The following is a 9,101-nucleotide window of genomic DNA, read 5'->3' as shown; positions in this document are numbered from 1 at the left end:
TGGCGGCATAGCGTCGCTGTCATTTTTGATGTCGGTAACCTACGCGCTCACGGCTAATGGTGAGAGCTCAAGCTCCTTCGGAGCGGACTATAGCGTAGATTCCAGAGCAGAACTCCCAATCTTTCTCGACCGCTTCTCCGTCCCGGAATGACCTAAAGATCGTTTCTACAGCGAAGTTAACGTGGAACGGAGGCGCCAGGGGACGACGGTACTCCTCGGATGTTTCGTCAAACGTCCATGAACTTCTCACCACATATAAGGAAGGAGGTTCCGGTTTCTCGGCAACGCGATCCCATAACAGCTGATCCCAAAAGGCAATATCCTTTGTCATTCCGAGCGGCAGGTAAAGTACGATAGAGTTCCAGTTGGTCTCCGGGCGCATTACTACTGCCCGCGCGGCCTCTTCTAGTAGTGCGTAAGCCTCACACGCATATTGCGTCCCAGAACTTTTGACGGGGTTCCAATCGTCGAGTTCATCCAGGTGTACCGACTGCGGCTCACCGCCTGGTTTCTCAAAGGCATCGTTCAACCATTCAAGCAATGAAATGTTTGTCGTCATTTCGGCAGTTTCCATCCATTCCTTGTGAGCCAATCGCTCTGGTCTTTCGTCAAATCACGGTACCCATGTTTCCAAGAGCCATTTTGTTCAATGCTGCGCCATCGTCAAAGTGTACGTGGGTTTGCTCCCCTTTAATTTTTCCGATGTCAACGCGCTTAACGCCTTTCGGAGCTTGCCTTCTTTCAATCTCCTTGTTGAGCCGGCTTGGACTTTTCTCGCCGCCGGAAGACTGATCCGCCATTTGTACGGCGCCCGACAATGAATCGGTTAGATCCTTTGCCCCATCAGCAGCTATTGCTCCGCCGAATGCCACTCCGGCACTGGCCGCCCCAGCTGCAGCTCGTGTCGCGACTCCCGCAGTCCCGAACTCCAGTGCTCCAGTGCCAGCGACTGTCCCGCCCACAATAACGCCGCCAACGCCTACTTTGCCCAAACCGCCAGGCCCCCGGATCTTTAGCTATGCATGGGACACGGCGCCGGAGCTGTCCGATGGTTTTTACCGCGTCAGCGGCTGAACGCGGCATGATGATGTTTGCGGAACCAATAAAGCAAACCCGCAAAGGTCATTTCATTGCGCGTCGCAAGCGGCGTATTAGTTTTCATGCAAACTCCGGGAGAGAGACTCTACTTAACAGACCTCAAGAACTGTTACTTTCGCGGAGACTCTATTCCCTTCACACATTTCAAATTCGCATCCGGGCTTAAACCGTTCATATGGGCCGCTCGGAGAGAGAAATCGCGCAGTTGCAGTCCCAGATCTGCCCATACCCTCTGAGTCAAACTGCAATACAACACTCCATCCTTCTCTCGGCCAGGTCGCCTCATCTTCTGGAAACTTCGCTGCGGCTGTATAGACCCCAGACGGAGGCAGGTGATTAATTTTCCAATCGGACCATTGGACCCGTACCTTTACTATATTGTTCATCAGAGCAGTCCTGTCTCCCGTACTACCACTTGATCGTAACGCCCTCTAGCTGGTTCAGTTCACCATACCGGGCTGGCCCAATTCCGTCCAACCGCTCCATGCGCATCATCTGATTGGCTTGGCCGGTGGGAAGTTCCGGTTGGTACCCAAGCTGGCGACCATATTTGTCAGGGTGTCCGCGGACGAAAGCGATGATGTTTCCCATATCCGCTCCTACAAGATTGTTCGACGCGCAGTGGCGACTATTGCTGGAAATTGTGATAGTCGCGAGCTTCGTGGGATGGAGACCGCCAAATGGATGTCTGCGGACGCTACAGCGCCAACAGCACGCCACCGGATAATCGTGACAAGCTCGGGATATCTGACAGCGCCCTGCGTGGAGAATTGCCGCTCAATGGGCTGCGACACCCGCCCGAGAGTGGGACATGCGGTTGGTTTATCTGGGCAGGGGGAGAGCTCTCAACCGAGGCTGACTTTTTCAAGCCTATGCATGTTGAGCACCTTTCCGAGCGTTGTCCTGCGGCTCTACCCTACCTTGCCTTGCCTCCTGGCTGGCGGTTCTTGATCGCTAACGGCTACGAAGACGTCTGGTACGACGAGACATTGTTGAGCCCATCAACCTAGTGCATTTGAACCTTAGATGTTCGCCAGCGTGTACGTGCTTGCACTGAGGAGCGCGTTGAATGCCCGGCTCGTGCTGTCGGCGTCGTCATCGTGCGTCGCCCCAGGAAAGCCTTCGAGCGACGAAAACCATGCTGCATTCCAAGGTGCGCGGAGCACCAGAACGTTGCCGCTTCCGCCTGAGCGGAGAAAGGGCTGAACCGTGTGACCTTGTCACCGGACTCTGGCGTGGCCTGTACCGTGAAGCCAGCCAGGAGCTTCGTCAGGTTGGTGACCTGCGATTCGCCCGCTTGGCCCGGGTCCTGCGGCAGCGACATGTGCACGTCCTTGCCATCGGCTTCCGCCGTGTTTCTGATGAGCCGCTCGACGCCTGAGGTGACAGGAAGTGGTTGCGATGGTGCGCGACGATGTAGCGCCGATCCGCCCGCTTGCCGATCTTGGTACCGGTCGTGGCGTCCGGGTCGGTGCCTTCCGTCTTCGGCGTCCCGCCATATCCCAGCCGCGCATCCATTTGACGATGCCGGGATAGCACCGACGACCTCACACCAACCACGCTGGAACAAGGGCCCAGCCGTCGGCCTGATCTTCCAGTTACCGCCGAGAAGCCGCCTGCGGGCCGGCTGCGGCCGGATGATCGTCTGGGCCGCCCTCCCCTGCTCAGCTCCTGCCATTGTCGGGCAACTGGAAGATCGTCACCGGCGATACTGGTACCGGCAGGTCCTTTCCATCCTTTCCCGTCAATTCGCGGCGGTTGGTATGGGCGTTGCCGACTTCTTCCGCCGCCTGCTTGATCAATGATGCCGCCAACACCATGTTGCCGTGGTTCTCTGCCTTCTCTGCCATGCGCTGCAGAGCGCACAGCCGAACGGCACGGTGGCTGATGGCGATGGTCGCCGTATCCTCCAGGAAGATCTTGCGGGTCTCTTCGAAGAGCAGCTTCCACTTCTCTGCGAGGTTGCTGCCGGCCTTCTTTGTCGGTTCGTAGCCTTCAACCGACTGGCGCGTGATCGTCTCCCCGAATTCCTTCCTGACTGCCTCAACGACGATCGAAGGCGTGTCGAAGCAGGCGAGGCTTTGTACGATGAAGGTTTTCACCTCCTCGCTGAGTTTTCCTTTTGCCATGTCTGTGTCAGGCTCCGGTCAGGTCGACTCATCACCCGAAGGCGAACATCAGTGGATCCGCTGCACCCTGGCATGAACAACACGAAGTGGGACGAGCTGCGCCTGGCGATGCACGCGCTTGATCGGCGGCCGCTCTGGCGCTGCAAGGATCTCAACGGCCACTACTCCGGTGACGACCGAGAGTGGTTCTATCATTTTCGGTCAGGCGGATATGCGAGCATTCTCTTCGCAGACATCACCGCTGATGATCCCTCTCATCGACAAGCGATCAGAGCTGCCCTGAAGGCGATCCACCTACCTGGGGAAGAGACGGAGGCTGGGTTCCGGGTCTTCGGCTACGGCCAGAATGGCCAGACACTAGGTCCTGTTGACAAAGTGTAGTTGTACCTTCCCAAGCGAACATCTCTCTATAAGGATGCTTTGTAGTGCCAAGGCCGGCATACGGTGCGACGAAGCCGGAATGGCAGGATAAAAATGACCGATGTAGAGCGAAGGTATGTGGGCGGGTCGTTGAGCAAGCTGTGGGATGACAACGGAGAGTTCGGTCAGTGTGTGAAGGACGTCCTCACGGAAGAAGATATCCGCGCTATGCTTCGGGAAACGCCTATTAGGTTCGTTGAAGTTGACGTGGGCAGGCCGCTGCGTTGGATACCCCTGAATGAACGCTTTGAATTTTGGAAGTCAATCTGCCCAAACTTGCATGTGTTAGAAAAGCCTTACTTGGAAGATTACCCGAGCTGCTTTTTCTATGCTGCGTCTGAGTGGACGGGCCGCGATGGTGAACGCCTGATCGTCCTTAAGAAGTTTCATTAGAAGTACGCCTGTTGACGGGTGCGTAGCCTATGGCCTCGCGACAAAATGTGGGAGCCAGACTTTCACGGCTGCGATGGCCAAAAATGCTGCGAATGAAGCTTTGGTCTTGTCGTAACGGGTCGCAATTCGGCGGAACTGCTTGATCCTATTGAACATCCGCTCAATACGGTTGCGGTCCCTATAAGCATGATAGTCGCACGGCGGTGGCTTCCTTCGTGTTGCGCGGGGCGGTATGACCGGCCGCGTTCCATGAAACAGCAATTCTTCCCGGATGGTATCGGCGTCGTAGCCCTTATCGGCCAACATCCGACGCGGACGATTCACCGGTATAGCGAGAAGATCGGCAACGGCACTGTAGTCAGAGGTTTCGCCGCTCGTTAGGATAAATCCAAGAGGGCGTCCTTGGCCGTCTGCGCGGGCGTGAATTTTTGTCGTAAAGCCGCCGCGTGATCGACCAAAAGCCTCCTTATGAGTCCCCCTTTAGCGCCCGCAGCCTGAGAATGGCCCCGAACTGTGGTGCTGTCGATCATATGCTGCCAGTCATCGGTCAATCCCAACTCGACCAGCGTTTCGAGTAGCGCATCCCATACTCCTTGCGCGGCCCACCGGCGGAAGCGAACGTAGACAGAGTTCCATTTCCCGTATCGTTCATGCATGTCCCGCCATGGGCATCCGACGCGCAGGACATGCAGCATTCCATTCAGGAACCGACGATTGTCTTGCGATGGCCGCGATTTGCGACCCCGCTCACTTGGTAGGAGCGGCTCGATGATCCGCCATTCCGCATCGCTCAAATCGCCTCGTGCCAATACCACCTCCTAAAAGGCAGTCTTGAATCACGCCTCACCTGATTTGGGAATCCACTTTGTCAACAGGCCCTAGACTACCTCTAACCTCAAGCCCATGCTCAGAGATTATTGGGCGGAGACGCGGAAATGAGGCAGACCCCAGTACCGTACGCAAGGGAGACCAAGCTTGGAAGCTATCGAGATTGACGGGCGAAGATTTCGCCTGATCCGCGGCAGTGACGTTCAGCGTGATGGGATGTATCTGGAACTATCGGATACCGACGCTCAAAAAGCCTTAGCCGAATTTTTACTCTGACGAAACGGGCCGAATGACCTTCTGGGCCCGTGAAGAAGACATCCCTTTCGAAGCGGTTGAACTGCTGATTGAACGCAGCAAACAGTTTCTCCCGTGAGCCTCTTGAGCTACCGAAGTGCTCTGCGCCTGCAGTGAGGGCGAAAATCAGCAGCACTGGTATGTCGATCTCCGGACCACCTGATCTAGGCGATACCCCTTGGCCGCCCACTCGTTGATGAGAGCTTCCATGCCCGGATCCCCGTAGGGCCGGAATCGTGTTCAATGACACGGTAGAGCATGCATCACCTCTTGGCTAAGGCTGACGAATTCTGGATAAAAGCGCATGAGCCACGATTACTGCCCATGCTGCAAACACCGGACGCTNTCTGCNCGNGCCGAGNATGAANTNTNTCCGGTTTGCTTCTGGGAGGANGACGGCCAGGACGAGGATGAAGCCGACGTGGTAAGAGGCGGGCCTAATGGCCGCTTGTCACTGCATGCTGCGCGGGCCNACTATGCAGCTTTCGGCGCNTCNGACGANCGCTTCATNACCAANGTNAGNCCTCCNCNATCCACAGAGAAGTGNNCCNTAATNAAATAAGNTGTTCCATGCCGATGCTCATTCCTCGAACAGAGAGCATACTCCATGAAAGCCCGCTATCACGGCTTCCGAATTCTGGATCACGACAAGCAAGGTGCAGGCTGGNAGCCGGACGACCCTGAAGATTTCGAGTTCAGCATCGATTTCTATGCAGGATCCGGATGCGGAGCGGACGCCTTTGCGGCAGAGGTATGCTCACCGCGCCGCTTCCTGAAGAAACACGCAACCTCCCTCTGCTCTCCATAAGGCGTGCTAATCATGCCTTCGTTTGACCTCGTTGCGCTCGACAATTTCCTTCGAGAACTGTGCGAGAACACGGAGGCGCAGGCGTGGGATGCGCTGGCACTGAAACTAAATGCCACCGGCCGATGGGAATTCGCCCACCGCACCTGATGCGCAGAAAGTTGGTTGCAGGCCCGGGAATCGAACCCGGTCTTTCGTGGTTATGAGCCACGCGGCTCTGAGAGGGAGACATACGTGAACAGTGCTGAAGACATTCTCAGGCGTTTCGGATACTTCGCCGACTCGGTGGTCGAAAAGATGCTGTTGCAGCTATGTCCCGGAGGCAATTACGAAATAACGATGGAGATCAGCACGATCGATGATTTCAAAGATTATGCTCGTAAGAAGATCGCACTCACTTTCGATGGAGTGTCGGAGTTCCGGTTATTTGAAAGCAGAACCCAGATTTTCAGCCTCGGCCTTGGAATTAGCTATGCTAGATTGGGTGAAGAACATCTTTTTGATCTGTATGACAGCGAGGCTATAGCGGTGGAAGAGATTCAGCGCTCAAACTTCTATATTCGCGCTCGTGGATTGGCATTCGCGTTCATCGATTGATGTCTCGAACTAAGAGCGGCTTACCATTTGCTCTGCCTGCGGGAATGAAATTCGACCACCCTACCGCATAGGCGGCGATCTTGGGTGGTCACTTACGCTCTCGCGTCTTACCCAACTCGGTAAGCGCGAAATGCGCGAGAAACGCGATAAAGCCGACTGCGCCCGCAAAAAGGGCAACGACACCACCGAACCACTCGGCGATCAATATCACCACGAATCCGTAGACCGCGGTGGTGGCGATAATTTTGAATGCGAGCTTCGGGTCACCAGTTGGCAGCATGCCAACAACTTAACAACCAATGCGCTAGTTGCAAGCTCCGGCTGAGCCATGTGGCATACCAGTTGCCCTGCCTGCTGAAAGTGAAACCTCTACTGCCAGTTTAAGCGTTAATGCTGAACGGAAGTAAGCCTCCGGTGAAGGCCGCCTTGCTGACGTAGGCTGAAGACTGCAGTCCTAGTGCAAACACTAGGAGTAGTCCTATGGCGAAGCATCAGATTGAGGTGATCACGTCGGTCGAGCGTCGTCGACGCTGGTCTCGAGAGGAGAAGGAGCGGCTGGTCGCGGCAACGCTCGAGCCAACCGCCAGTGTTTCGGAGATCGCGCGCTCGGCGGGGATCCACGTGAGCCAGCTTTTCCGCTGGCGCAAGGAGCTCTGCCGGGTCTCCGCGCCGTCCGTCCCGCAACTCGTTCCGGTGGAGGTCGTCGGGACGTTGCCAGTGCCGACGCCGGCATTACCGGAGCCGCCGCCGGCCCCTCGCTTGCGCAAGAAAGCAAGCATGGTGATGATCGAGCTTGGCGGCGGTCGTCGTCTCCGGGTCGAGAGTGACATCGACACCGAAGCCTTGGCCCGCATTCTTGATGTGCTGGAGCGGCGATGATCCCCGTCCCGAGCGGTGTGAAGGTCTGGCTGGCGACGGGCTATACCGACATGCGCAGAGGCTTTCCCGGCCTGTCGCTGATGGTGCAGGAGACGTTGAAGCGCGATCCGATGAGCGGCCATCTGTTCGTCTTCCGGGGCCGGAGCGGCGGTCTGATCAAGGTGATCTGGCACGATGGCCAGGGTGCCTGCCTCTTCACGAAGAAGCTCGAGCGCGGGCGGTTCATATGGCCATCCGCGGCCGACGGCACGGTGGTTATCACGCCCGCCCAGCTCGGCTATTTGCTCGAAGGCATCGACTGGCGAATGCCGCAAAAAACCTGGCGTCCGACGTCGGCAGGATGAGCAAAACCGCTGGCACGGCGCGAGCGAATATGATTCCATCCCGCCATGACCGATGCGGCCGATCAGCTTCCCGACGACCTTGCCAGCGCGCACGCGATGATCCTCGCCGAGCGCGCGGCCCGCCGTGAGGCGGAGGCGCTCGCCGCTCGCGCCCAGGCCGTGAACTCGCATTCGGATGCGCTGATCGCCCGGCTCAGGCTGGAGATCGAGAAGCTGAAGCGCGACATCCATGGCAGCCGCTCGGAGCGCAAGGCCAGGCTTCTCGAACAGATGGAGTTGCAGCTCGAGGAACTGGAGGCCGACGCCAGCGAAGACGAACTGGCGGCGGAGATGACGGCACACTCATCCACGGTCAGGGCGTTCGAGCGCAAGCGTCCGTCGCGCAAACCTTTCCCCGAGCATCTGCCGCGCGAGCGCGTCGTCGTTGCCGCGCCAGCCAACTGCCCGTGCTGCGGCTCGGGCAAGTTGGCGAAGCTCGGCGAAGACGTCACCGAGACGCTGGAGGTGATCCCGCGTCAGTGGAAGGTGATCCAGACCGTGCGCGAGAAGTTTACCTGTCGCGAATGCGAGAAGATCACCCAGCCGCCGGCACCCTTCCATGTGACGCCGCGCGGCTTTGCCGGGCCGAACCTCTTGGCGATGATCCTGTTCGAGAAGTTCGGTCAGCATCAGCCGCTGAACCGGCAGAGCGAGCGCTATGCCCGTGAAGGCATCGATCTCAGCCTCTCGACGCTCGCCGACCAGGTCGGGGCCTGCGCCGCGGCATTGAAGCCGGTGCATGCGCTGATCGAAGCGCATGTGCTGGCCGCCGAACGACTGCATGGCGACGACACCACCGTGCCGATCCTGGCGAAGGGCAAGACCGATACGGGTCGCATCTGGACTTATGTCAGAGATGACCGGCCGTTCGGCGGGCAATCGCCACCGGCGGCGCTCTATTATGCCTCGCGCGACCGGCGGCAGGAGCATCCCGAGCGTCATTTGAAGAGCTTCGCCGGCATTCTGCAGGCCGACGCCTATGGCGGCTATAACCCACTGTTCAAGGTCGATCGCGATCCCGTTCCACTGACGCAGGCGCTGTGCTGGGCCCATTCACGGCGCAAGTTCTTCGTGCTCGCCGACATCGCCAGCAACGCCAAACGCGGCAAGAATGCTGCCGCGGTCTCGACGGTTGCGCTGGAGGCGGTCAAGCGCATCGACGCGCTGTTCGACATCGAGCGCGACATCAACGGTCTCTCCGCCAGCGATCTTGGGAGAAGCCAGCCTCGGACAATTAGCGATATGTTAAAACGCGCAGCCGGCCCCGCGTCAGCA

16 protein-coding genes and 2 pseudogenes are annotated in these 9,101 nt (G+C 57.9%); 11 read left to right on the top strand and 7 right to left on the bottom strand.

Annotated features, from left to right (window positions below; all coding sequences use genetic code 11):
- Window positions 1-67: 67 nt before the first annotated feature.
- From SINAR_RS0100240 to SINAR_RS0100225, 3 genes are all read right to left on the bottom strand, one after another.
- Window positions 68-559, bottom strand: a complete 492-nt coding sequence (locus SINAR_RS0100240) for a hypothetical protein (protein WP_027997166.1) — start codon at window positions 557-559, stop codon at window positions 68-70.
- 49 nt (window positions 560-608) lie between these two features.
- Window positions 609-872: a hypothetical protein gene (locus SINAR_RS0100235; protein WP_150851957.1), complete on the bottom strand. Its 264-nt coding sequence runs from the start codon at window positions 870-872 to the stop codon at window positions 609-611.
- Between the two features lie 634 nt (window positions 873-1,506).
- Window positions 1,507-1,689: a hypothetical protein gene (locus SINAR_RS0100225; RefSeq protein ID WP_027997164.1), complete on the bottom strand. Its 183-nt coding sequence runs from the start codon at window positions 1,687-1,689 to the stop codon at window positions 1,507-1,509.
- 89 nt (window positions 1,690-1,778) lie between these two features.
- On the opposite strand from SINAR_RS0100225, the gene SINAR_RS1000000138405 reads away from it, so the two are divergent.
- On the top strand, window positions 1,779-2,108 hold the full coding sequence (locus SINAR_RS1000000138405; RefSeq protein WP_027997163.1) for an immunity protein Imm33 domain-containing protein: 330 nt from the start codon (window positions 1,779-1,781) through the stop codon (window positions 2,106-2,108).
- A gap of 12 nt (window positions 2,109-2,120) precedes the next feature.
- Here SINAR_RS1000000138405 and SINAR_RS1000000137600 read toward each other — a convergent pair whose 3' ends face one another.
- A complete protein-coding gene (locus SINAR_RS1000000137600; protein WP_234710548.1) occupies window positions 2,121-2,264 on the bottom strand; it encodes a hypothetical protein in 144 nt (47 codons plus the stop codon).
- On the opposite strand from SINAR_RS1000000137600, the gene SINAR_RS1000000137595 reads away from it, so the two are divergent.
- Complete coding sequence (locus SINAR_RS1000000137595) at window positions 2,237-2,479, top strand: hypothetical protein (protein WP_234710554.1); 243 nt, start codon at window positions 2,237-2,239, stop codon at window positions 2,477-2,479. The two genes, SINAR_RS1000000137600 and SINAR_RS1000000137595, sit on opposite strands and share 28 nt — an antisense overlap.
- A 283-nt stretch (window positions 2,480-2,762) precedes the next feature.
- Here SINAR_RS1000000137595 and SINAR_RS0100210 read toward each other — a convergent pair whose 3' ends face one another.
- Window positions 2,763-3,227 carry a DUF2280 domain-containing protein gene (locus tag SINAR_RS0100210; RefSeq protein WP_027997162.1) on the bottom strand — a complete coding sequence of 155 codons (465 nt, stop codon included), beginning with the start codon at window positions 3,225-3,227 and terminating at the stop codon, window positions 2,763-2,765.
- A 72-nt stretch (window positions 3,228-3,299) separates the two neighbouring features.
- On the opposite strand from SINAR_RS0100210, the gene SINAR_RS0100205 reads away from it, so the two are divergent.
- On the top strand, window positions 3,300-3,608 hold the full coding sequence (locus SINAR_RS0100205) for a DUF6678 family protein (RefSeq protein ID WP_027997161.1): 309 nt from the start codon (window positions 3,300-3,302) through the stop codon (window positions 3,606-3,608).
- 93 nt (window positions 3,609-3,701) lie between these two features.
- Window positions 3,702-4,040: a hypothetical protein gene (locus SINAR_RS0100200; protein ID WP_027997160.1), complete on the top strand. Its 339-nt coding sequence runs from the start codon at window positions 3,702-3,704 to the stop codon at window positions 4,038-4,040.
- A gap of 27 nt (window positions 4,041-4,067) precedes the next feature.
- Here the strand turns inward: SINAR_RS0100200 and SINAR_RS1000000134895 are convergent.
- Window positions 4,068-4,849 (bottom strand): IS5 family transposase gene (locus tag SINAR_RS1000000134895; protein ID WP_234710547.1). Its coding sequence is split into 2 segments (ribosomal slippage): window positions 4,068-4,519 and window positions 4,519-4,849, totalling 783 coding nucleotides; the frame shifts between segments, so codons are not numbered across the junction.
- A gap of 166 nt (window positions 4,850-5,015) precedes the next feature.
- Between SINAR_RS1000000134895 and SINAR_RS1000000138130 the strand changes: the two genes are divergently transcribed.
- The 4 genes and pseudogenes from SINAR_RS1000000138130 (at window position 5,016) to SINAR_RS0100170 (ending at window position 6,564) form a co-directional block, all read left to right on the top strand.
- Window positions 5,016-5,144 carry a hypothetical protein gene (locus tag SINAR_RS1000000138130; protein ID WP_272913666.1) on the top strand — a complete coding sequence of 43 codons (129 nt, stop codon included), beginning with the start codon at window positions 5,016-5,018 and terminating at the stop codon, window positions 5,142-5,144.
- 322 nt (window positions 5,145-5,466) lie between these two features.
- Window positions 5,467-5,724, top strand: a pseudogene (locus SINAR_RS1000000138400) (CPCC family cysteine-rich protein).
- Between the two features lie 258 nt (window positions 5,725-5,982).
- Window positions 5,983-6,117 carry a hypothetical protein gene (locus SINAR_RS1000000136345; protein ID WP_150851956.1) on the top strand — a complete coding sequence of 45 codons (135 nt, stop codon included), beginning with the start codon at window positions 5,983-5,985 and terminating at the stop codon, window positions 6,115-6,117.
- A gap of 84 nt (window positions 6,118-6,201) precedes the next feature.
- Entirely contained in the window at window positions 6,202-6,564 is a 363-nt protein-coding gene (locus SINAR_RS0100170) for a hypothetical protein (protein WP_027997157.1), read from the top strand.
- Window positions 6,565-6,652: 88 nt separating this feature from the next.
- Here SINAR_RS0100170 and SINAR_RS0100165 read toward each other — a convergent pair whose 3' ends face one another.
- Window positions 6,653-6,844, bottom strand: coding sequence for a hypothetical protein (locus tag SINAR_RS0100165; protein ID WP_027997156.1), 192 nt, complete (start codon window positions 6,842-6,844; stop codon window positions 6,653-6,655).
- Window positions 6,845-7,044: 200 nt separating this feature from the next.
- Between SINAR_RS0100165 and tnpA the strand changes: the two genes are divergently transcribed.
- The 3 genes and pseudogenes from tnpA to tnpC form a co-directional block, all read left to right on the top strand.
- A complete protein-coding gene (gene tnpA / locus SINAR_RS0100160; protein WP_027997155.1) occupies window positions 7,045-7,443 on the top strand; it encodes an IS66-like element accessory protein TnpA in 399 nt (132 codons plus the stop codon).
- Complete coding sequence (gene tnpB, locus SINAR_RS0100155) at window positions 7,440-7,787, top strand: IS66 family insertion sequence element accessory protein TnpB (RefSeq protein ID WP_027997154.1); 348 nt, start codon at window positions 7,440-7,442, stop codon at window positions 7,785-7,787. The genes tnpA and tnpB overlap by 4 nt, the downstream gene beginning before the upstream one ends.
- 45 nt (window positions 7,788-7,832) lie before the next feature.
- Window positions 7,833-9,050: pseudogene (tnpC, locus tag SINAR_RS01000000132850) on the top strand (IS66 family transposase); the annotation flags it as partial.
- Window positions 9,051-9,101: the final 51 nt, after the last annotated feature.

This window comes from Sinorhizobium arboris LMG 14919, assembly GCF_000427465.1.
Taxonomy (GTDB): Bacteria; Pseudomonadota; Alphaproteobacteria; order Rhizobiales; family Rhizobiaceae; genus Sinorhizobium; species Sinorhizobium arboris.
The sequence above is the reverse complement of the archived record's forward strand: the minus strand, read 5'-3'. Positions and strand labels throughout refer to the sequence as shown.

Coding starts and splice junctions, on each gene's coding strand:
- SINAR_RS0100210 (WP_027997162.1), bottom strand. CDS start 3,227: ATGGCAAAAGGAAAACTCAGCGAGGAGGTGAAAACCTTCATCGTACAA.
- SINAR_RS1000000136345 (WP_150851956.1), top strand. CDS start 5,983: ATGCCTTCGTTTGACCTCGTTGCGCTCGACAATTTCCTTCGAGAACTG.
- SINAR_RS1000000138405 (WP_027997163.1), top strand. CDS start 1,779: ATGGATGTCTGCGGACGCTACAGCGCCAACAGCACGCCACCGGATAAT.
- SINAR_RS0100200 (WP_027997160.1), top strand. CDS start 3,702: ATGACCGATGTAGAGCGAAGGTATGTGGGCGGGTCGTTGAGCAAGCTG.
- SINAR_RS0100205 (WP_027997161.1), top strand. CDS start 3,300: ATGAACAACACGAAGTGGGACGAGCTGCGCCTGGCGATGCACGCGCTT.
- tnpA (WP_027997155.1), top strand. CDS start 7,045: ATGGCGAAGCATCAGATTGAGGTGATCACGTCGGTCGAGCGTCGTCGA.
- SINAR_RS0100165 (WP_027997156.1), bottom strand. CDS start 6,844: ATGCTGCCAACTGGTGACCCGAAGCTCGCATTCAAAATTATCGCCACC.
- SINAR_RS1000000137595 (WP_234710554.1), top strand. CDS start 2,237: ATGCTGCATTCCAAGGTGCGCGGAGCACCAGAACGTTGCCGCTTCCGC.
- SINAR_RS0100225 (WP_027997164.1), bottom strand. CDS start 1,689: ATGGGAAACATCATCGCTTTCGTCCGCGGACACCCTGACAAATATGGT.
- tnpB (WP_027997154.1), top strand. CDS start 7,440: ATGATCCCCGTCCCGAGCGGTGTGAAGGTCTGGCTGGCGACGGGCTAT.
- SINAR_RS0100240 (WP_027997166.1), bottom strand. CDS start 559: ATGACGACAAACATTTCATTGCTTGAATGGTTGAACGATGCCTTTGAG.